General features: G+C 66.3%; 22 protein-coding genes. 6 read left to right on the forward strand and 16 right to left on the reverse strand.

What is annotated here, in order from left to right; translation table 11 throughout:
• Window positions 1-14: 14 nt before the first annotated feature.
• On the forward strand, window positions 15-407 hold the full coding sequence (locus QX135_RS13655; protein WP_316234128.1) for a RidA family protein: 393 nt from the start codon (window positions 15-17) through the stop codon (window positions 405-407).
• 68 nt (window positions 408-475) lie between these two features.
• The gene (locus QX135_RS13660) at window positions 476-1900 is read left to right on the forward strand and encodes a homospermidine synthase (protein WP_316234123.1); all 1425 of its coding nucleotides are present in this window, start codon (window positions 476-478) and stop codon (window positions 1898-1900) included.
• Between the two features lie 191 nt (window positions 1901-2091).
• Here QX135_RS13660 and QX135_RS13665 read toward each other — a convergent pair whose 3' ends face one another.
• The 9 genes from QX135_RS13665 to QX135_RS13705 all read right to left on the reverse strand — a co-directional run bounded on the left by QX135_RS13665 (window position 2092) and on the right by QX135_RS13705 (window position 8657).
• The gene (locus tag QX135_RS13665) at window positions 2092-2412 is read right to left on the reverse strand and encodes a hypothetical protein (protein WP_315795915.1); all 321 of its coding nucleotides are present in this window, start codon (window positions 2410-2412) and stop codon (window positions 2092-2094) included.
• Window positions 2413-2496: 84 nt separating this feature from the next.
• Window positions 2497-3516, reverse strand: coding sequence for a WD40 repeat domain-containing protein (locus QX135_RS13670; RefSeq protein ID WP_316234124.1), 1020 nt, complete (start codon window positions 3514-3516; stop codon window positions 2497-2499).
• Complete coding sequence (locus tag QX135_RS13675; protein ID WP_410053223.1) at window positions 3516-4553, reverse strand: CobW family GTP-binding protein; 1038 nt, start codon at window positions 4551-4553, stop codon at window positions 3516-3518. Before QX135_RS13675 ends, QX135_RS13670 begins: the two co-directional genes overlap by 1 nt.
• A gap of 71 nt (window positions 4554-4624) precedes the next feature.
• The gene (locus tag QX135_RS13680; RefSeq protein ID WP_316181198.1) at window positions 4625-5500 is read right to left on the reverse strand and encodes a metal ABC transporter substrate-binding protein; all 876 of its coding nucleotides are present in this window, start codon (window positions 5498-5500) and stop codon (window positions 4625-4627) included.
• 11 nt (window positions 5501-5511) lie between these two features.
• A complete protein-coding gene (locus QX135_RS13685) occupies window positions 5512-6384 on the reverse strand; it encodes a metal ABC transporter permease (protein ID WP_410052055.1) in 873 nt (290 codons plus the stop codon).
• Complete coding sequence (locus QX135_RS13690) at window positions 6381-7142, reverse strand: ABC transporter ATP-binding protein (protein WP_315777668.1); 762 nt, start codon at window positions 7140-7142, stop codon at window positions 6381-6383. The genes QX135_RS13685 and QX135_RS13690 overlap by 4 nt, the downstream gene beginning before the upstream one ends.
• Window positions 7142-7336, reverse strand: coding sequence for a hypothetical protein (locus QX135_RS13695; RefSeq protein ID WP_315736441.1), 195 nt, complete (start codon window positions 7334-7336; stop codon window positions 7142-7144). Before QX135_RS13695 ends, QX135_RS13690 begins: the two co-directional genes overlap by 1 nt.
• Window positions 7337-7493: 157 nt before the next feature.
• Window positions 7494-7880, reverse strand: a complete 387-nt coding sequence (gene crcB / locus QX135_RS13700; RefSeq protein WP_316181195.1) for a fluoride efflux transporter CrcB — start codon at window positions 7878-7880, stop codon at window positions 7494-7496.
• 177 nt (window positions 7881-8057) lie between these two features.
• Window positions 8058-8657: a superoxide dismutase gene (locus QX135_RS13705; RefSeq protein ID WP_315753699.1), complete on the reverse strand. Its 600-nt coding sequence runs from the start codon at window positions 8655-8657 to the stop codon at window positions 8058-8060.
• Window positions 8658-8762: 105 nt separating this feature from the next.
• Here QX135_RS13705 and QX135_RS13710 point away from each other — a divergent pair, with 105 nt between their 5' ends.
• Window positions 8763-9296 carry a GNAT family N-acetyltransferase gene (locus tag QX135_RS13710; protein WP_316181193.1) on the forward strand — a complete coding sequence of 178 codons (534 nt, stop codon included), beginning with the start codon at window positions 8763-8765 and terminating at the stop codon, window positions 9294-9296.
• Between the two features lie 1037 nt (window positions 9297-10333).
• The gene (locus QX135_RS13715; RefSeq protein ID WP_315779200.1) at window positions 10334-10768 is read left to right on the forward strand and encodes a DUF2147 domain-containing protein; all 435 of its coding nucleotides are present in this window, start codon (window positions 10334-10336) and stop codon (window positions 10766-10768) included.
• Between the two features lie 7 nt (window positions 10769-10775).
• Here QX135_RS13715 and QX135_RS13720 read toward each other — a convergent pair whose 3' ends face one another.
• Window positions 10776-11924, reverse strand: a complete 1149-nt coding sequence (locus QX135_RS13720; protein ID WP_316181190.1) for a DUF3095 domain-containing protein — start codon at window positions 11922-11924, stop codon at window positions 10776-10778.
• A gap of 149 nt (window positions 11925-12073) precedes the next feature.
• On the opposite strand from QX135_RS13720, the gene QX135_RS13725 reads away from it, so the two are divergent.
• Window positions 12074-12877 (forward strand): RMD1 family protein, encoded by an 804-nt coding sequence (locus QX135_RS13725; protein WP_316181188.1) that lies wholly within the window; start codon window positions 12074-12076, stop codon window positions 12875-12877.
• Between the two features lie 213 nt (window positions 12878-13090).
• Here the strand turns inward: QX135_RS13725 and QX135_RS13730 are convergent, their stop codons facing one another.
• Complete coding sequence (locus QX135_RS13730) at window positions 13091-13807, reverse strand: MgtC/SapB family protein (protein WP_315736435.1); 717 nt, start codon at window positions 13805-13807, stop codon at window positions 13091-13093.
• Between the two features lie 156 nt (window positions 13808-13963).
• On the opposite strand from QX135_RS13730, the gene QX135_RS13735 reads away from it, so the two are divergent.
• A complete protein-coding gene (locus QX135_RS13735; protein ID WP_315736434.1) occupies window positions 13964-14371 on the forward strand; it encodes a hypothetical protein in 408 nt (135 codons plus the stop codon).
• Window positions 14372-14381: 10 nt separating this feature from the next.
• Here QX135_RS13735 and QX135_RS13740 read toward each other — a convergent pair whose 3' ends face one another.
• From QX135_RS13740 to QX135_RS13760, 5 genes are all read right to left on the reverse strand, one after another.
• Entirely contained in the window at window positions 14382-16676 is a 2295-nt protein-coding gene (locus QX135_RS13740) for a heavy metal translocating P-type ATPase (RefSeq protein ID WP_315779202.1), read from the reverse strand.
• A 99-nt stretch (window positions 16677-16775) separates the two neighbouring features.
• Window positions 16776-17507: an SDR family NAD(P)-dependent oxidoreductase gene (locus QX135_RS13745; protein ID WP_315736432.1), complete on the reverse strand. Its 732-nt coding sequence runs from the start codon at window positions 17505-17507 to the stop codon at window positions 16776-16778.
• Entirely contained in the window at window positions 17500-18888 is a 1389-nt protein-coding gene (locus QX135_RS13750) for an AMP-binding protein (RefSeq protein ID WP_316181186.1), read from the reverse strand. Before QX135_RS13750 ends, QX135_RS13745 begins: the two co-directional genes overlap by 8 nt.
• Entirely contained in the window at window positions 18875-19120 is a 246-nt protein-coding gene (locus QX135_RS13755) for an acyl carrier protein (RefSeq protein WP_315716519.1), read from the reverse strand. The genes QX135_RS13750 and QX135_RS13755 overlap by 14 nt, the downstream gene beginning before the upstream one ends.
• Before the next feature lie 127 nt (window positions 19121-19247).
• Entirely contained in the window at window positions 19248-21053 is a 1806-nt protein-coding gene (locus tag QX135_RS13760) for a long-chain-acyl-CoA synthetase (RefSeq protein ID WP_316181184.1), read from the reverse strand.
• Window positions 21054-21074 lie beyond the last annotated feature (21 nt).

A 21074-nucleotide genomic window follows, 5' to 3' on the forward strand; every position in this document is an offset into this window, starting at 1 on the left:
CGACGAGGTGCGCCATTTCCCGCCGTTTGATCTCTACCGGATCACCGTTCGAAAAGACCGCCGGCTACAGCCGCGCGGTTGTTGATGGCGAGTTCGCCTTCGTCGCCGGCACCACCGGCTATGACTACAGCACGATGACGATGCCGGCCGATGTCACGAGCCAGTCACGCAACTGCTTCAAGACCATCGCGGCAGCCCTGCGGGAGGGCGGATTCGAGATGGCCGACATCGTCCGCGCGACCTACTACCTCACCGACGTCAACGACGCAGACGCCCATTTCGCCGTCTGCGGCGAGGTGCTCGGCGACATCCGGCCCGCCGCCACGATGGTGGTGGTCGCGGCGCTGCTCAAGCCCGAGATGAAGGTCGAGATCGAAGTCACCGCCAAGCGCCGCAGCAGCACCTGACAACGGCGCAGCGCCTGATCATCAATCCCGCACCCACGCGGACGCACTTTTCCGGAGACAAGCCCCACATGAGCTCGCAGATCCACGCCAAGATTTCCGGCCCCATCGTGATGATCGGCTTCGGCTCGATCGGCAAGGGCACCCTGCCCCTGATCGAACGCCATTTCGAGTACGACAAGAGCCGTTTCGTTATCATCGATCCGCATGACGACGGTGCGCTGGCGAAGAAGCACGGCGTGCGCTTCATCCAGCAGGGCGTGACCCGCGACAATTACCGCGAGCTGCTGGTGCCGCTGCTCACCGAAGGCGGCGGCCAGGGTTTCTGCGTCAACCTGTCGGTCGACACCTCCTCGGTCGACCTCATGACGCTGTGCCGGGAGATCGGCGCGCTCTACATCGACACCGTGGTCGAGCCGTGGGCCGGCTTCTATTTCGACAAGCAGATGGGCGTCGAGCAGCGCTCCAACTACGCGTTGCGCGAGACCCTGCTCGCCGCGCGCCGCAAGAGCCCGGGCGGCACCACCGCCGTCTCCACCTGCGGCGCCAATCCCGGCATGGTGTCCTGGTTCGTCAAGCAGGCGCTGCTCGACATCGCCCGCGACACCAAGACCGAGATCGTCGAGCCGAAGAGCCGCGAGGGCTGGGCGCAGCTGATGCACAAGCTCGGCGTCAAGGGCGTCCACATCGCCGAGCGCGACACCCAGCGCTCCAAGAATCCGAAGCCGATGGACGTGTTCGTCAACACCTGGTCGGTCGAGGGTTTTGTCTCCGAGGGCATGCAGCCGGCCGAGCTCGGCTGGGGCACGCACGAGACATGGATGCCGGAGAACGGCCGACGCCACACCGAGGGCTGCGGCGCTGCGATCTATCTGCTGCAGCCGGGCGCCAACACCCGCGTGCGCTCGTGGTGTCCGACGCCGGGCGCGCAATATGGCTTCCTGGTGACCCACAACGAATCGATCTCGATCGCCGACTACTACACCGTGCGCGACGGTGACAAGGTCGTCTATCGCCCGACCTGCCACTACGCCTATCACCCGGCCAATGACGCCGTGCTGTCGCTGCACGAGATCTTCGGCGCCACCGGCAAGATGCAGGGGAAGTGGCACATCCTCGACGAGAACGAGATCGTCGACGGCATCGACGAGCTCGGCGTGCTGCTCTACGGCCACGGCAAGAACGCCTATTGGTACGGCTCGCAGCTCTCGATCGAGGAGACCCGCCGCATCGCGCCGTATCAGAACGCGACCGGCATGCAGGTCTCGTCCGCCGTGCTCGCCGGCATGGTGTGGGCGCTGGAAAACCCGACCGCCGGCATCGTCGAAGCCGACGAGATGGACTTCCGCCGCTGCCTGGAGATCCAGTCGCCCTATCTCGGCCCGGTGAAGGGCTACTACACGGACTGGACGCCGCTGAACGACCGCCCGGGCCTGTTCCCCGAGGATATCGACACGTCGGATCCCTGGCAATTCCGCAACATCCTGGTGCGGTAAACCTCCACTGTCGTCCCGGGCAAGCCACGACGGCAACGCCGTCGTGGCGCCGACCCGGGACCCATACTCCCCGGCGGGTATGAGACGGGAGATGGAGCTAACAGCCCGCCTCGAACGACGTCCTGGGGTTATGGGTCCCGGCGTTCGCCGGGACGACAGCGGAATTTGTGGCCGCGTTTGGGCCTCTCCAGCTACTTCCGCTCCATCGTCGGCGCGATCTTCTCGGCCGGGGCTGGCGGCAGCGCAGGCTTGGCGCCTTCCTTTTGAGCTTCCACGTCAGGGCGCGCGGGCTCTGGCGCCGGCGTGGTCGGGCGGGTGCCGCCGGGCTTGGACTCGGCCGGTGTCGCTGACGGCTCAGGCGAGGCTGAGGGCGTCGCCTGCGCGATCTGGTCGAGATGATTGGCCATGATCTCGGTCAGCGAGATGATGGCCACCAGCGCGCCCAGGCCGAGCAGGCCGCCTGCCAGCAGCATGTCCCGGCGCAACGTCTGTTTGCTGTTGATCAAGGCCATGGCTTGTCATCCGCATCCTATGATGTGCGGAACAACGGTCACGCGCCTGCGAGGTTCCATCGGAGCCTGCGCCCCAGTGGCCCATCAGAGCCGCAGCAGTCCCGCCTCGCCGCTCTCGTCCGAGAATGCGAGCCACGTTCCCGCAGCATTCCAGCCCAGCGCCACGATCGGCGGCGTCTCGTTCCGCCGCACCAGGATCTCGGCGCCGTCCTGCATCCGCACCATCAGCACGGTGCCGTCCTCGTAGCCGCAGGCGAGGATGTCCTGCTTGGGATGGCAAGCGACAGCGGTGACCTTGGCCTTCATCGGCGCCAGCATCGCCGGCTCCTTGCCCATCGGGCCGTCCTTGCCGACGAACGGCCAGAGGATGACCATGTCGGCCCCCGAGGTCGCCAGGAAACGGCCGCCGCTGCCCCAGGACATCGACTTCACCCGCGAGGGGTAGCCGGTCATCCGCATGTGCCTGCTATCCGCGAGCCGCCAGCCATGCAGCGCCGGCTCATGCATCGCGGTGACCAGGAACTTGTTGTCCGGGCTGAAAGTGACGGCGTGATGCGAGCCGGCCCAGCCGAGGAATTCCGGCTCGCCCGCCATGTTGGGAAACCACAAGGTCGCGCCGTTGTAATGCGCGATCGCGAGCCGGAGGCCCTTCGGCGCAAACGCAAGTCCACCCGCGGTCGACGGCACCTCGAGCGACTTCTCCTCGCCCTTGGGCTGACGCACGAACGCGGTCTTGCCGACCGACCAGGCGATCGCACCGTCCGGATGAAGGGCGACGTTGTCGATCCAGCGCCGCTTCGGATCGGTCACGAGCACGCTGACGCTGCCCGCCTTGTCGAGCGAGGAAACCTTGCCGTCATCGCCGCCGATCACGATGCGCGATCCGTCCGACACTGCCGACAGGATGCCGCCGCCAGACACGACGACCTTGCTGATCTCACCCTCGCCGTCGACGATTGCGACGCTCTCCTCGGTGCCGACGAAGGCGGCACGATCGCCGAGATAGTGCACGGCCGTGACGGCCATGCCGAGCGAGACCGGCTTCACCTTGTCGGTGACGGACACGATGGATGCGGCCTCGCCGCCCTGGTCAAACGACGTCATCAGGTCACGATGCAGCGTTCGAAACCTTCGCGGATGGCGTCTTCCGGCAGCTCGCGGCCGATGAAGACGACGCGGCTCTCGCGCGCCTCGTCGGGCTTCCACTTCCGCTGGTGATCGCCTTCGAGCATCATGTGCACGCCCTGGAAGACGTAGCGGTCGTCATCGTCCTGAAACGACAGGATGCCCTTGGAGCGCAGGATCTTGCCACCCTCGGTCTGCACCAGGTTCTGCAGCCACGGCATGAACTTCGACGGATCGAGCGGCTTGTCGGAGCGCAGCGACAGCGATTGCATCTCCTCGTCGTGATAGTGCTTCAGGCCGTGATCGTGGTGATGGTGATCATGGCCGTGGTCGTGATCATGGTGATGATGATCGTGATCGTCGCCGGCGTTCAAAAATTCCGGCTCGATCTCCAGAATGCGGTCGAGATCGAACGCGCCGCGCTCCAGCACATCCGAGATCGCGATCTGGCAGCGCTCGGTGCGATGCAGCTTTGCGTAGGGGTTGATGGCGCGGATGCGCGCCTCGACCTCGGCGAGCTCCGGCTTGGTAACGAGATCGGTCTTGTTGAGCACGATGACGTCGGCAAACGCGATCTGGTTCTTCGCCTCCGGCGCATCCTTGAGCCGGTCCGAGAGCCACTTCGCGTCGGCCACCGTCACGACCGCGTCGAGCCGCGCGTTCTTCTGCACGTCCTCGTCGACGAAGAAGGTCTGCGCCACCGGCGCCGGATCGGCCAGCCCCGTGGTCTCGACGATGATGGCGTCGAACTTGCCCTTGCGCCGCATCAGGCCGGAGATGATGCGCACGAGATCGCCGCGCACGGTGCAGCAGATGCAGCCGTTGTTCATCTCGAACACTTCCTCGTCGGCGCCGACGATGAGGTCGTTGTCGATGCCGATCTCGCCGAATTCGTTGACGATGACGGCGTATTTCTTGCCGTGGTCTTCCGAGAGGATGCGGTTCAGAAGCGTGGTCTTGCCGGCCCCGAGATAGCCGGTCAGGACCGTCACTGGTGTCTTGCTCGCGTCGGACATGCTCACTCCGAAAACCTCAGATCGCGTCGAAAATGGCTCAAAAAGCGCGCCGCCGCGAGGGCTCGAAAACCCTAACGGACCAGCGCGCTCGTCAGGGCCCTTATATTGTGCCTGACCATGGCAATGTAAGTGGGAACGGGGCCCTTTTCATCGCTCAGGGCGTCGGAATACAGCGTCCCGCCGATCTTCGCGCCGGTCTCGGCGGCGATCCGGCCGACCAGCCGGTCGTCGTTGAAATTCTCCAGGAAGACGGCCGGAATCCCCGCTTTTTTCACTTGGCGGATGATCTCGGCGACGTCGCGGGCCGACGGCTCGGTCTCGGTGGAGACGCCGAGCGGGGCGATGAAGGCGACGCCATAGGCATCGGCGAAATAACCGAAGGCGTCATGGGTCGAGATCACCTTGCGCCGCTCGGCCGGGATCTTGTCGATCTCGGCGCGGACCTCGCGGTCGAGTGCATCGAGCTCGCCGAGATAGCGCTCCGCATTGGCCTTGAAGACCTCCGCGTCTGCGGGGTCGGCCGCGACCAGCGCATCGCGGATGTTCTTCACATAGACCTTGGCGTTGCCGACCGACTGCCAGGCATGCGGATCGGCATCCGAGCCGCGCTTGCGCGGGGTGATGCCCCGGGTGGCGACGACGATCGGCGCCTTGCTGCCGGAAGCCTGCTGCAGCCGTGGCAGCCAGCCCTCCAGCCCGAGGCCGTTGACGATCAGGAGCTGCGCGGCGCCGACATCCTTCGCATCATGCGGCGTCGGCGTGTAGACGTGCACGTCGCTGTCCGGCCCGACCAGCGAGGCGACATTGACCTTGTCGCCGCCGACCTGGCGGACGAAATCGGCGAGGATCGAGAAGCTGGTGACGACGTTCAGCCGGGTCTCGGCCGATGCGGGGACAATCAGAACAAGGCCGAAGAGCAGGCTCAGCGCGGACAGCAGGCGTTTCATGGGCATCGACTTCAAGCTTCGAGATGGCGTCCCGGAAACAGTTGCGGAAGCACGCCGCCCACGCGTCCGAACAGTACCGAGCCGAGATAGAGCAAGGACGCGACCAGGATGATCGCAGGCCCCGAGGGAATGCGGGTCTGGAACGACAGCACCAGACCGACATAGCCGGAGACGATCGCAGAGGCGACCGCGATGCAGATCATCGGCGTGACGTCGCGCGACCAGAACCGGGCGATCCCCGCCGGCAGGATCATCAGGCCGACCGCGAGCAAGGTGCCCAGCGCCTGGAATCCATTGACCAGATTGACGACGATCAGGGCGAGGAAGATCAGATGCGCCGGCGCACCGGCCCGGCTCACCGTGCGCAGGAACGAGGGATCGACGCTCTCCACCACCAGCGGGCGGTAGATCACGGCGAGCACGACGAGCGTGATGGTGGCGTTGGTCGCGACCATCAGCAGGGTCGGGTCGTCCATCGCCAGGATGTTGCCGAACAGCACGTGCAAGAGATCGACGTTGGTGCCCTTGACCGAGACGATGGTGACGCCGATCGCGAGTGACGCCAGATAGAAGGTCGCGAGCGACGCGTCCTCCTTCAGCCCGGTCGAGCGCGACACGAGGCCCGATAGCAGCGCCACGGCGAAGCCGGCGATCAGGCCGCCGGTCGTCATCGCGAACAAATTGAGCCCCGACAGCAGGAAACCGATCGCCGCGCCGGGAAGAATCGCATGTGCCATGGCGTCGCCGACCAGGCTCATGCGCCTGAGCATCAGGAATACGCCGATCGGTCCGGAGCCGAGCGATAGCGCGATGACCGCGGCGAGCGCGCGGCGCATGAACTCGAAATCCGAGAACGGAGCGAACAGCACCTCGCGCAGCATCATGCCGCCTTGGAGGCTTGCGCGGGCACGCAGGGCGCGGCGGCATCGTCGAACGCCTCGCACATCCGACGCGCCTGTGACAGGTTATCGGCGGTCAGCACCTCCGCCGTCGGTCCCCAGGCCACGGCCTCGCGCGCCAGCAGCAGGGTCTGCGGGAAATGCGCGCGCACCATCTCCATGTCGTGCAGCGCCGCCAGCACGGTGCGCCGCTCGCCATGCCAGTGCTCGATCAGTTGCAACAGGTCGGCCGAGGTCTTCGTATCCATCGCATTGAACGGCTCGTCGAGCACGATCACCCGGGCATCCTGCAGCAGCACGCGCGCGAACAGCATGCGCTGCATCTGGCCGCCCGACAACGTGCCGATTCCGCGGCCCTCGAATCCGGTGAGGCCGACGGCCGCGATCGCCTGCGCGATCTTCTCGCGCGCGGCCGCGCCGATGCCGCCGAACATGCCGGTGCTGCGCCACAGTCCGGTGCTGACGAAATCGAACACCGAGATCGGGAAGGAGCGGTCGATATCGGCGATCTGCGGCAGATAAGCGATTTCGCGCGGCTTCAGGCCGGCCGCGGCGATGGTGCCGGCGAGCGGCTTCAACAGGCCGACGATGCCGCGGAACAGGGTCGACTTGCCGGCGCCGTTGGGGCCGACCACGGCGAGCAGCGCGCCCGTCGCGACCTCACCGGTGAGGTGATGCACGGCGGGGTGGCGGTCGTAGCCCAGAGTCACGTCGCGGAATTGCAGCTGGACCATGGCCGTCATCACCGCATCGCCAGCCAGACGATCAGCCAGAGCACCGCGCTCGCCGCCAGCGCCGCGCCGAGCCGGGTGGTCACCGGCATGCGCAGGATCGACCACGGCGCCGGCTGCGCCGGATGCGGCGCCGCGGGACCGTGGCTATGGCCATGGCTGTGGGCATGGGAATGGCCGTGGCTATGGAGGGCAGGCTGCGTCATCGTCATGATGTTACATTATAACATCACCCCTGTCCACCGGCCGGCTGGGCGGTGTTTCTGAGGCCGGAGGTCTTCGCCCCATCCGTCATTGCGAGCGCAGCGCGCTGCGCTCGCAATGACGGATGAGAGATCGTGCCTCGCTCTGCCCGCCGATCCGTCAGCTCAGATACCGCATCAGAGCGAGGCCGCCGAACAGGCCGGCGATGGAGATGCCGACCGAGCCGAGCACATACATTGCGGCCAGCCCAAGCGCGCCGCGCTCATAGAGCAGCGCGGTGTCGAGCGAGAACGCCGAGAATGTGGTGTAGCCGCCGAGGATGCCGGTCATCAGGAACAGCCGCCAATGCTGGGTCGCTTCGCCCTTGAAGGCGAGGTAGCCGGCGATCAGGCCCATCACGGTGGAGCCGGTGATGTTGATGATAAAGGTGCCGTACGGGAAGTCCGTCCCGAATGCCCTGGCGCTGGCCATGTTGATCGCGTGCCGTAGCGAGGCGCCGCAGCCGCCGCCGAAGAAGACGAGAAAATATCCGACCAGCTGATTCACGGGACCTCACCTGCAGCAGGCATCGCGAGAATGGATGCCCTGCCCTTGCCACAAAAGATGCAAAACTTTTGCCGCAGCGGCTTCCGCCTTGCAAGGATCGCCCGCATCAAACCGCGTCGGGCATGAAAAAGGGCGGCGAGCCGAAGCCGCCGCCCTGGTGTCTCGCCCGGCTCGCGATCAGATCGCCTTGCCGTACAGCTCGTCGACGTAGTCCCAGTTGATCAGGTTCTCGACGAACGCCTTCAGATAGTCGGGACGACGGTTGCGATAGTCGATGTAGTAGGAGTGTTCCCAGACGTCGCAGCCGAGGATCGGGGTCGCGCCGTGCACCAGCGGGTTCTCGCCGTTCGGCGTCTTGGAGATTTCGAGCTTGCCGTTCTTGACCGAGAGCCAGCACCAGCCCGAGCCGAACTGGCCGACGCCGGCGGCCGCGAAGTCGGCCTTGAATTTCTCGAAGCCGCCGAGATCCTCATCGATCTTCTTCTCGAGCCGGCCAGGCAGCTTGGAGCCGCCGCCGTTCGGCTTCATCCACGACCAGAAATGGATGTGGTTGAAGTGCTGGCCGGCATTGTTGAACACCGCGGGGTTCTTGCCGAACGAGCCCTTGACGATCTCCTCGAGGGACTTGCCTTCGAATTCGGTCCCCTTGATCGCATTGTTGCCGTTGGTCACATAGGCCTGATGATGCTTGTCGTGATGGTACTCGAGCGTCTCCTTGGACATGTAGGGTCCGAGGGCTTCATAGGCGTAAGGCAGGGGGGGAAGCGTAAAGGTCATGGGGGCGGTTCCGCAACTTGTGGAAGACGGGATTTAACGGGACCTTCTTATAGAAGGTTCCGACACCGTAAAACACCGTGAATTTGGAAAAAGCGAGCCGCTTTGATGAGCATCGAGATCGACGTATTGAATGGTGACGCCGCCTGGCCGCAGGTCAAGCCGCTTTACGACGCGATTTGGCCGCCGGAGGTGGTCGCCGGATTACCGTGGGCAGGTATCACATTTGCGCATGCCGACCTGCGGGTGCTGGTGCAGGACGAGAGCGGCGAGGTGCTCAGCCATGTCGGCATCTATCGCCGACTCGTGAAATGGAACGGTCAGAACGTCAATGTCGGCGGCATCGGCGGCGTTTTGACGCGCGCCGACATGCGCAACCGCGGTCTCGCCACGGTGGGACTGAACGCGGCGATCCAGACCCTGCGGCACGAGGACTCGATCAACTACGCCGTCCTGTTCTGCGCGGCGGATCGCATCCCCTTCTATACGGCACGCGGCTTCATTCCGTTCGACGGCGACGTCTACGCCGAGCAGCCCGAGCAGGGCCGCATCCGCTTCGACACGCTGTCTGCGCTCGTGCACGACGTCAAGCGCACCGCGCCGACGCGCGGCACCATCGACCTCTGCGGCCTGCCGTGGTGAGGCCGCTCTCCCCTGTCGTCCCGGACAAGCGCGCGGCACGCGCGCGCAGATCCGGGACCCATACCCCCAGGGAGATGTTTGAGGCACGCTGGCCATTGGCTTTTCGCATCTCACGTCCGCCGCGGCGTATGGGTCCCGGCTCAAGGCCGGGACGACAGCGGAGCACATGGCAGTCTTCCGAAAAAAATAATCCTATTGCGCTTTTTAAGAAATCATGATTGTATCCCGGCATCCCGCCTCACCGCAGAGGGGCGTTGCGCGCGATCGTCACGACACGCGAGGTGGGGATGCGATGGCCGCGTTGCTGCCGCAGCATGCTTATCGGCGTGCGGACGAACGGTAGCGCGCGGACGTGAAGTCGCAGCGTCCTGACACCCCGAAGCTGGTGTCAACCTGGCGCAATGCTAACGCATGGCGCTGGGGATGGTGGCCAACAAGCCCGGCGCACCAGGGAGACTGCGTATAAGCGTGAAGACCGTCGCGCAGGGAATGCCGGAGTGTTCGGCTTTGCCTGTGGTACCTGCCGCCTGCATTTTTTCAGCAGGCGGGCCATGGGTGAGGCCTTCACCCGGCATTCCCTGCGCCCTCTGCATTTTTGCAGGGGCCACGATGATCGCAGACCTCGGGCCTAAAGGGCCGCGAGACTGCAAAGCTATGTCCATCGCTGTTTGAACCGTGAAACCGCCTCACCCGCCGTCGTCGTCCCGGACAAGCCGTGACGCGCGCCAGCGCAGCATGGCGCTGATCCGGGACCCATACGCCGCGGCGGACGTGAGATGCGAAAAGCCAATGGCCGGCGTGCCTCAAACCGCTCCCTGGGGGTATGGGTCCCGGCTCAAGGGCCGGGACGACAGCGGAGTTTGTTGCGGCAGTCAAAACCATTTCCCGGCGCATGCCATGAGACAATCGAACAACGGATTGAGACGCCCCGTCGGCAATGCACCTGATCGTGATGATCATGCCTTGGACAACCGCACCTCGACGATTGCAACTGCGCCGTTTGCTGTTATGGAAACGCGGCTTCAACGGGGGGTAAGATGATTTGGAAATTGCGTTTGGCTGGTCTTGCGCTGGCGACCGTCGTGATGGCGCAGCCCGCTTTGGCCGCCGATGATCCGACCGGCACCTGGCTGACCCAGGCGGGCGACGCCAGGATCAAGGTCGCCAAATGCGGCGCCAATCTCTGCGGCACCGTCGTGTGGCTGAAGGAGCCGATGGACACCGACACCGGCAAGCCGGCCGTCGACAACAAGAATCCGAATCGCTCGCTGGCCAACCGCCCGATCATCGGGCTGCAACTGTTCGAAGGCGTTCACTCGGAGGGGCCGAACAAATGGTCCGGCAAGATCTACAACGCCGACGACGGCCAGAGCTACACCAGCCACATCTCCGTTTCCGGCCCGGATACGCTGAAGGTGGAAGGCTGCGTCGGATCGCTGTGCGGCGGCGAGACCTGGACCCGCTCCCGCTGATCCGCGCTCAGGCGACCGCGGCTTTCAACGCGGTCGCAGCCGACGCGTAGCCGCCTCGTGCGCCGTCGATGAAGTGGACGTGATCGGGCCGGATCGCGGACGGCGTGAAGCAGGTCATCATCGCGGCATCCTGCCGATGCAGCCCGTAGCGGACGATGCCGCGCGAGGCCGCCGCGCCGAGCCGGCGCTCCAGCTCCTGCGCGAGCTCGTCGGTGCAGTCGAGGATCATGCGCAGCGCATCGTCATATTTGCGGAAGTCGGAATTCTCGACCACCTGCTGCTTGTAGAGATCCGGCACAAAGCCGCCGATGCTGATGTTGAACCGCATCACGGCATAGACGAACAGCGTACGTCCGAGCACGCGGGCCCAGCGCGAAAACAGCGGTCCGCGCGCGGCGCGGACCTCGTAGCCAAATCCCTGCGGCGGCCATCGCAACGCCGGCGCGCCGGCCGGCACCGGCCGCCCGGCATCGGGGCTGCGCTCGGTAAGGGTGATGATCTCCTCGATCACCTTGCGATAGGCCTGCGCATCCGCGCCCGGGGCCGGCAGCACCAGCACCGACAGAATGACCCCACGCGCCGCCGGAATCTCCTCGAAGCGGCACGAGAGTCCGGACAGATCGGGCTGCGCACCGGACGGCGCCGGGGGAATCGCGAACTCGCCCCGCTTCATCGCGGCCTCGGCCCAGCCCAATCCGCCGCCCGCGAACATCGCGTAGGACAGATTGGCCGATGGACCGTAGCGCGCCACGCGGACGTCGAGCCCCTGCGCGCGGACGGCGCTCACCGGCACCAGCGCGACGCGCATCGCCAGAGCGAGATCCTCCCTGACCCAGGTCGCGGTGGCGGCAAGGGCCTCGCGCGCGGCCGCTTCGTCATCCGGGCTGACGGCGAAGCTGGCGCCGTCACCGCCGAACACGAACGGGAATTCGCGCCCCTCCAAGGCATTGGTGACCGCGGCGATGACCGCCGCCCCGGCCATGTTGACCGCCTTGTAGCGCTTGTCGGCGATCGCCTTGGTCGACTCGACGATGTCGGCCGTGCCGATCAGCCAATCATCCGGCACCGGCTGGTAGAGCTGCGGCTCCATCAGGCGCGCAAAGCCGCGAAACACCGGAATCGAGGCATAGTAGTCCGCAGCGCTGGTCTTCGACATCGAGAGGCATCCGTCCGGGGTGCGCGTCCAATGAGGAGCTACGTTCATTCCTGTCAAGCGGGTTCACGCAACGATATTCGGCAGCGGACGTGTCGCCAGGCTTGCGCCGCGTTATCGTTCTGTCGGGTTCGACGTGCTAGCCTTTCGCCATGATGGCCGACAGCTCCCCCGTTCCACAACTCGCCGCCCGCGCGCTCCAGATCGCGGACCGCATCAATACCGCCGGCTTCGAAGGCCAGGTGCTGTCGGCGACGCCGCTTGCGGTCCGCATCGGCGAGACGGGAGTCGCCGTGGTCTTCCGCTATGGCGTCGTCGTCTTCATCGGCCTGTCGGTGGCCGAGGAGATCAACTTCCTCGACCGGCTGAGCGCGCGGCTGTTCGGCCCGATCGCACCGCACGAGGAGGAGACGGCCAGGGTCCAGGTCGCGCGCGAATCCGACGAACCGATCCCGGTCGGCGGCCCGGTCCTGGTCAAGGAATTGTCGCTGGAGCGACTGCTCATCGTCGCCGATGCGCTGGCGAAGAGCGTCGTGCTCGGCCGCAGCGAGCGCGAGATCGCCAACGTGTTCGACACGATCGAGCCGTTCGCGCGCGAATTGGCGATGCTGGGGCGAACGTCGAAGAGCCGGGTCGCGATGCTCAGGCTGCTCGGCGAGGCGCTGCTGGTGCAGCACCGGGTCTCCGGCCGCGTGGCGGTCGGCGAGAAGCCGGACGTGTTGTGGGACCGGCCCGATCTGGAGCGGCTCTATGCGCGGCTCGAGGACGAGTATGAGCTGAAGGAGCGGGAGGAAACCCTCAACCGCAAGCTCGCGGTGATCGCCGAGACGGCGACCACGCTCGCCGACATCATCGACACCAAGCGCTCGCTGCGGCTCGAGGTGATCGTCGTCATCCTGATCGCCAGCGAGATCGTGCTCGGCTTCTACGAGATCTTCGCCCGCGGCGGGCACTGACGATGGAGCTGCCGCACGCCGGGCGACCGAGGGCGTTGCATTCAGCGATGGTTCAGGCGCGACATGGAACTTTCGCCTGGGCGCGATGAGCGATGCGGGGGATGTCGAACCATGACGTGGGTGGGGAGCTTGCGACGACCGCCGACGGCAGGCAGCCACGAGGTGTGGCGAGCGCCCCGCCGCCGGTGCGGCGATGCTGGTCGGCCAATGCCGTCACACCAGCGCTCTGACGTTCCAGGTCGCATGACGGACCCCGGCGAGCTTCGCCAGCTCGGACACGACGCGGTCGAGATCGACCGTATCGACCGCGAGCGGCACCAGCGTCGCGACGATCTCGACGATGTCCTCCGACCGATAGACGACCTCGGTCTCGCGCACCGGGTATTTGGCCGCCTCCAGCCGCTCGTCGAGCGCCTCGCGCAGCTCGGCGGCGCGCAGCCCGTCGGTGGTCAGGACGATCTCGTAGTGCGCCTCCGACGTCTGCGCATTGAGCGGGATGCGATCGATCGCGTTGACCAGCGGCCGCAACAGCGTGTTGCCGGCCAGCACGAACACGGTCAGCGCCACCGATTGCGCGATCAGGTCGGCGCCGGCGCAGGCGCCGACCGCGGCGGACGCCCACAGCGTCGCGGCGGTGTTGAGCCCGCGGACGTTCATGCCCTCCTTCATGATCGTGCCGGCGCCGAGGAAGCCGATCCCCGACACCACATAGGCGATGATCCGCACCGCGCCGTCGGCGCCGGTGAGGCGGTTGCCGAGGTCGACGAAGGCAGCCGCGCCGACGGCAACCAGCACGTTGGTCCGAAGACCGGCGCTGCGCTGCCGGTATTGCCGCTCGGCGCCGATCAGCGTCCCCAGCACGAAAGCCGTGAACAGGCTGACGAGCGTGTCGAGGAAATCATAGACCTGGAAGGTGTGGAGGAATCGCATGGGCTTGCCGACTGTCTGCGGTATTGTGCTCCGTGGCCCGCCTGGCGGCAGCGACACGCGTGGCATCCGGCGGCGGAACCGCCGCGAGAAGCCGCTTTCTTAGGACGTCCTTGATCGAAATCAAATCCCAGTCCCTCCCGCATATTTTAGGCTAATATGATCAACAGGCAGATGACGTCCGGCAAACACATGACGCCATTCTCCGACGTCCGCAGGGATCACAGCCCGGCCGTCCGGCTGGGGCATGATGCGGTGAGTGCGGTGAAGCTGTCCCAGGAGCTCACCGCCGAGATCGACGCCTGGGCGGAGGCCCACCAGATGACACGCTCCGACGCCATCGGCCAATTGCTCACGATCGGCCTGCATGCATCGCGGCCGGCAGCAACAGGGCAGCTCACGTCGCGGGATCCCGTCGCCATCGAGCAGAATGCGATCCGGCTGATCGATCGGATGCTCGACCCGAACCTGGCGGCCGACGAGCGCCAGCGGCGGATTCGCCGCCTGATCGAAGGTCCCGCGGAATTTGCCAACGAGCGGATCGACCTGCCGCGGCATCCGGGCTGACGCGAACGGCTCAGGCGGCCGAGCGCGCCACCACGGCCTCGTAGATGTCGTCCTCCTGCGCCGTGTGCATGCGCACCAGCGTCTCGATCGCCTCGATCACCCGTTGCGCATCGCGGATCAGATAGCGGTCCACATGCTCGGACGGCAGATCCTCGACCAGCCGGCCGAGCAGCCGCGCCAGATGCAGGATCTCGCGATGCGCCCGGCTCATCGCCGACAGGCCATGGCTCTCCTGCAGGAGCCGCGCGAGCTTCGGATAGACCGAGCCTTCGTCGTCGCGCTCATGCGCCACGACCTTGTCCTGCACCAAGCCGTTTGCCTCCATGATCAGCGCCACGGCGCCGTCGGGCGAGGCCTCGTCGAGCGCATCGACGATCGAGCGCAGGCGGTCGAGGCCGCGCAGCAACGCCTGGTGATCATGCCTGAGCCCGCGGCCGTCTTCGGCCGTGATCCGGCCGGCCTTGCTGCGGCCAGCCGGGAACAAAGCGCGGAGCGCGTTCAGGATGACGGCGACGTCGATGGCCTCCTGGGCCAGGGCGGCAGGCACCGGCTGCAGCAGGCCGAAGGCGGCGGCCCCCATCGCGACAAACGACAGGCCCATGCCGACGAAGATGCTCTCCAGGGCGATGCGCCGGGCGCGCTGCGCGATCACGATCGCCTCGCCCACCCGATCGAGCCGATCGGCGAGAATGACCACGTCGGCGGCTTCCGACGAGGCGCTGGCGCCGCGGGCGCCGAGCGCGATGCCGACATCGGCGGAGGCCAGCGCAGGGGCATCGTTGATGCCGTCGCCGACCATGATCGTGGGATGCAGCCGCTGCTCGGTCTTGACCGCCTCCACCTTGTCGGAGGGGACACGGTCCGCCAGCACGGCGTCGAGGTCGAGCGCCGCGCCGATCGCCTGCGCGGCCGCGGCGCGGTCCCCGGTCACCATGACCATGCGCGCGATGCCGGCCTCGCGCAGCCAGCGGATCGCCCGCGGCGTATCCGCACGCAGCTCGTCGGCCAGCAGCAGCGCCCCGATCGGGCGCCCCTCGACGGCGACGAAGACGATCAGGGCCGAACGCCACGACGCCCGGCGGATCGCGCGCGCCGCCCAAGCCGGCGGCGTGCGGCTGCCGAGCACGAGGTCGCGCGAGCCGGCCATCACAGGGCGGCCATCGATCAGCCCTTCGAGGCCCGAGCCCATGGTCTCCCTGACCTGTTCGGGCACCTTCAGCTTCAGCCCGCGGGCCTGGCCGGCCTGAACGATCGCGTGCGCCACCACGTGGTGCGAGGCCTGCTCGAGCGATGCGCAGAGCAGCAGTACCGCATCGGCGTCCTCGCCCGGTGCCGCGTCGACCGAGAGCAGCCGCGCGCCGCCGACGGTCAGCGTGCCCGTCTTGTCGAACAGCACGGTATGGGCACGCGCGAGCGCCTCCAGCTTGCCGCCGCCCTTGACCAGGATGCCGCTGCGCGCGGCCTGCGCGACCCCCGCGATGAAGGCCACGGGTGCGGCGAGGATCAACGGGCAGGGCGTCGCGGCGACCAGCACCGCGAGGCTCCGGATGAGATCGCCCGAGGCGAACCAGGCGGCCGCCGCAATGGCGAGGCTGACGGGCAGAAAGATCAGGGCATAGCGGTCGGCAAGCCGCACGAACGGCGCCTTCGCGGTCTGGGCCGTCGTCACCAGCTTGACGATGCCGGCATAGGTGCTTTCGCCCGCGGTGGCCGTGACCACCATTTCGAACGTGTCGCCGGCGTTCACCGATCCCGAAAGGATCGCCATCCCGCGCGTCTTCGTCACCGGGATCGGCTCACCCGTGAGCGCCGACTCGTCGACGACGGCGATCGTCGCTTCGACCATGCCATCGACCGGGATGATTTCGCCGGCGCGGACCATCAGGCGATCACCGACCGCGACGCTGGCGATCGGAACGTTGTCGATGTCGTCGCCACGGCGGCGATGCGCCTCGCGCGGCGCGCGATCGACCAGCGCGCGCAGATCGTGCTCAGCGCGGGCGACGGCAATGTCTTCCAGCACGTTGCCGCCAGCATACATCAGCGCCACGACAGCGCCGGCCAGCGGCTCGCCGAGGATGATTGCCGCGCTCATCGACACCAGCGCAATCGCGTCGACGCCGATGCGGCCGGCCAGGAAATCGCGGACGATCGAGACGATCAGCCCGAGGATAACAGGAACGGTCGAGGCCGTGAACGCGATCCCGGCAAGATCGGGGCGACCGACCACATGCGCGAGGCCGCCCGCGGCAAGGCCCGCGATTGCGATTGCGACGAGGCTCCACCGCAGAATGCGCTCGAACATGGATACCGGTTCCGGATTGCGCCGGCACTATCGCTGCTGCCGCCCGTCGGACGCTTGAGCGAAATCAACGGCGAGAGCGACCGATCGCCGCAAATGGCCTCAGGCCGTATTGCCTGCGTCGACCGTCAGCACGGTGCCGGTGACATTGCGCCCGCCGTCGCCGAGCAGGAATTCAACCATCGCGGCCACGTCATCGGTTTCCGGCAGCCGCCGCAACGCGCTCCGGCCGGCGATGCGCCGCTGCTGCTCCTCGTCCATGCTCTGCGTCAGCTCGGTGGCGATGAAGCCCGGCGCGATCGCGTTCACGGTGATGCCGACCTTGCCGACCTCGCGCGCCAGCGAGCGCGTGAAGCCGTTGGCGGCCGCCTTGGTCGCGCCGTAGACGGACAGGCCGTTGTAGCCGGTAGAGGCGATGATCGAGGAGATGTTGATCACCCGCCCCTCGCCCGCGGCCATCATGTGGCGAACGACGTATTTCGTCAGGATCATCGGCGCCAGCACGTTGAGCCGCACCAGCGCCTCGATCTCCGAATTGTGCATGGTCGCGAGCAGCCCTTCAGTGCCGAGACCGGCATTGTTGACGAGACCATAGAGCGGACCGAACTCGTCGCGGACCGACTTCACGAAGGCCGGAAGGTCGTCAACGACGCTGAGGTCGCAGGCGCGGAAATGAATGCCGGCGCTGCTGGCGCTGAACTCGGCCATCGCGGCGCGCAGTTCGTCGCTCTCCCGGCGGGCCACCGCGATGACGTCATAGCCCGCTCCCGCGAGCCTGCGCGCGATGGCGAGCCCGATGCCACGGCTGCCGCCGGTGACGAGAACATTATGCATCGGCGCGCGCCAGCTTGCCGGCCGGTGTGACGTCGAGCGCTGGCACGACGCGGATCATCGCCGGCACCTTGTGAGCCGCGAGACGCGCGCGACACGCGGCGAGGATCTCATTGCGAACCGTCTCACTCCGCGCCGGATCGGCATCCGCCGTCAGCACGACCTCGGCGACGACGATGCCGCCGGTGATCGGGCTGCGTCGCGACTTGGCGCGCGACATCCGCACCTCGGGATGGCCATTGATCACGGCTTCGATCTCTTCGGGATGGACCTTGAGCCCGCCGACATTGATGATGCCGTTGCGGCGCCCGACGAAGTAGTAGCGATCGCCGCGCAGCTCGACCATGTCGCCGGTGTCGACATAGCCGTCCGTATCGGTCAGGGCAGCCGCAGCGCGTCCGACATAGGCGTGCGCCGCGCGCCTGGAGCGGATGAGCAGCGAGCCGTCGACGACCTTCATGTCGACGGCACCGCGGCCTTCGCCGAGCAGCGTCGCAGGAAAACCCTCCAGCCCATCATTGACCGCGAAGCCGACGCCGGCCTCCGTCGAGGCGTAGGCATGACCGATCGAAGCGTCGGGAAATGCCTGCTTCAATCCGTCGAGCACGGCCTGGTCGGCGATCTCGCCTGAGAGACGCACATAGCGCGGCGCAAAGCCGTCGACCGATCCGCTCATCAGCAGCTTGCGCCAATGCGACGGCGTTCCGGACATGTGAGTGACGCCGCGTGCGTTGAGACGCGCGATGTGGTCCGTGAGCCCCTCGCCCGGATCCGACAGCACCATCGAGCCGCCGCCGACGATGGCACGCAGGAAGATCTGCAGGCCGCCATAGCGGCGAATGTCGTAGAAGGTCGCCCACACCGGCATCGCTTCGCCAGGACCCGGACGGTCGCCGATGATCGCGCCGCACAGGCCCTCGAGCGTATGCCCGACAATCTTCGGCACGCCCGATGTGCCTGATGTCAGCATCAGCCATTCGGTGGCGCGCACCGTCTGCACCACCTCGACAGAAGGTTGCGGCAGGGCGACCTCGATCACGAGATCCACGCCGCAGGCGTCGAAACGCTGGACCTCATCGGTCACAATGACGTCGATGTCCGCATCGGCGATGATGCTGGCGAGATGCTCGCCCTTGAGATCCGGCGGACACAACAGCAGGCGCCGCGCGACGCCGTCGATCTCGATCAGCGCGAGGCCGGCGAGCAACTGGCCGGAGGTCGCCAGCAGCACCGAACGTCCGTTGAGCTCTTTGGTGCGGCCGCCGAGGCAGCTTCCACGCGAGAGCTCGGCGAGCGATAGGACGTGACGCGGATCGGAGATCGTCCGCTCGGTCAGCGCGGTCCCGAGATGGTCGCGAAGGGCGAAGATCTCACGCGGGGACATTCTCATAGGCCCCGATGAAGTCGCCTATCGTGTTGGGGAACGTCACGTCCTCGGACAGTGTGAATGGATCGACGCCGAGATCGTCCTCGAGACGGGCGACAAGGATGGCAAAAGCGAGCGAGTCGAAGCCGGTCTCGTGCAACGTCAGTTCGTCGGTCAGCGGCGGCAGCTTGACCTTCTGCTCGTCCGCAATCTGCTTGATCGCTGCAATGATTCTTAACCGTACCGACATGGGCCAATCCGCTCACTGTTCAAACGATGAAACCGACCATAGGACGAGAAGGTGAAGGAAGCCGGACTTCCCAGCCATCTTTCGGGACCGTTGGTAAATACCCATCACGGCCTATGATTAAAATCATCTACAAACGAACCTCGCCGGCGAGGATCCGCGCATGGAGATGCCGATCGAGCGGGCAATAGGCACCCGTCCCGGCGTCCCGCACGTAGAGCGGCTCGTGCACGATCGACGGATCGAAGCCGTCGCGCATCAGCTCCTGCTTCTTCTGCTTGAATGTTTCGGTCGACTGCAGCGACGACGTGATGCGGAGCGCCACCGGCCGCGCATAGGGCGGCAACCGGCGGGCAAGTTCTAAAGAGAGGCGATCGAGATCGAAGCTGTCGCCGACAACGAGCGCCGCCATGCCGGCGCGTCCATCGCTGCCCGGCACGACGACACCATAGGTCGATGCTTCCAACACGCCGGGACATTGCAGGATCGCCTCGTTCACCTCGCTGGTCGCAACGTTCTCGCCCTTCCAGCGGAAGGTGTCGCCGACGCGATCGACGAAATAGAAGAAGCCTTGGTCATCCTGGCGCATCAGGTCGCCGGTGCGGAACCAGGCATCGCCCTTCGCGAAGACGTCGCGCAGGATCTTCTTCTCGGTCTCGCCCGTGTCGGTATAGCCCTCGAAGCGGCCGCCTCCCTGGTCCGCCGTACCGATGCGGCCAATGGCTTCGCCGATCTCGCCGCGCGCGCAGACCAGGCACCGCCCATCGGGTCCGCGCAAGGGTGCGCGCTGGTTGGCGTCCAGCTTGATGATTTCGGCGGGAAAGCGATGCGCGAGCAGCGACGGCACGCGCCCGATCGATCCCACCCTGCCCTCGACATTGTAGAGTGAGAAGTTGCCTTCGGTCGCGGCATAGAATTCCAGCACCTGGGGAATGACGAAGCGCGCCTGGAACGCCTCCCAGACGTCACCGCGCATTCCGTTGCCGCAGGCGAGCCGCAGCCGATGGGCGCTGTCGAAATCGGATGGCGCGGCGGCCAGCAGGTAGCGGCAGAGCTCGCCGATATATTGCACCAGCGTGCAATCGTGACGAACGATGTCGCGCCAAAAATTGCTCGCCGAGAATTTCTCGGCGAGCACCGCCGCACCGCCGGCGCGCAGCATGCTGCAGGGCGCGACGATGCCGCCGACGGAATGATAGACAGGCAGACAGTCATAGAGGCGATCGTCGGGACCTGCACCGGTGAGGCCGGCAAACCAGCCGCCCCAGTTCATGATGCGGCGATGGCTGATGCTGGCGGCCTTGGGCAGGCCCGTCGTGCCGGAGGTGTAGATCAGCAGCGCGCGGTCGTTGATCGTCACGGCGCGGCGCTCAGTTGCGTCGAGCGCGTGCGTATCCATCGCGGCGACCGCGACGTCGAGATCGCCGCCATCGGCAACCCAGACACGCGGCCCGCCTGCGATCACCGGCGCAACCTCCGTATAGGCTTCGTGGAAGTCCTTGGAGACGATCACATGGACTGGCCGAGCCACATTGATGCAATGCGCGAGCGACGGTCCGATCAGATTGGTGTTGATGAGCGCAACCGTGCCGCCGACGCGGCTGATCCCAAGCCAGGCGGCCAGGTAGTCGGGCCGGCTCGGCATCATCAAAGCGACCGTGTGACCAGGCCCGATGCCGTTGGCCAGCGCCCAACGGGCGTATTGGTTGATGCGCGCAGACAGGGCGGAATAGCTCAGCGTCTCGCGATCGGAGACGAGCGCCGGCCGTTCGGGCTGCTTCGCAGCCCAGTCGTCCACCACGTCGGCGAACAGCCGCGCCGGCTCTGCCTCGATGCGCGAGGTCAGCTCGATCGCCTTCAGCCAGATCTTTGCCGCCGACGGCCTGCGAGGGGACGTGCTGAGTTCCACAGACCGGTCCGCCCGCTCGGAGTTCATGACTGCCCCCACCTCAATCCG

Source organism: Bradyrhizobium sp. SZCCHNR1098, assembly GCF_032489375.1.
In the GTDB taxonomy this organism is placed as follows: Bacteria; Pseudomonadota; Alphaproteobacteria; order Rhizobiales; family Xanthobacteraceae; genus Bradyrhizobium.